Origin of the sequence: Paenibacillus sp. VCA1 (assembly GCF_031583795.1) — a bacterium.
Classification (GTDB): domain Bacteria; phylum Bacillota; class Bacilli; order Paenibacillales; family Paenibacillaceae; genus Paenibacillus_AQ; species Paenibacillus_AQ albilobatus.
Map to the genome: position 1 here is coordinate 1 of NZ_JAVLSX010000059.1, position 238 is coordinate 238.

Below are 238 nucleotides of genomic sequence, written 5' to 3' on the forward strand. Positions count from 1 at the left end.
ATCTGGTAAGGCTAAATACTCCCTAGCGACCGATAGTGAAACAGTACCGTGAGGGAAAGGTGAAAAGCACCCCGGAAGGGGAGTGAAATAGAACCTGAAACCGTGTGCTTACAAGAAGTCAGAGCCCATTTTAGGGGTGATGGCGTGCCTTTTGTAGAATGAACCGGCGAGTTACGTTCCCGTGCAAGGTTAAGGTGAGAAGCCGTAGCCGCAGCGAAAGCGAGTCTGAATAGGGCGA

The 238-nt window shown here is 51.3% G+C and carries 1 rRNA gene; it reads left to right on the forward strand.

The annotated features are described in order from the left end of the window. Positions 1-238: ribosomal RNA gene (locus RJP21_RS31145) — 23S ribosomal RNA — on the forward strand; the annotation flags it as partial.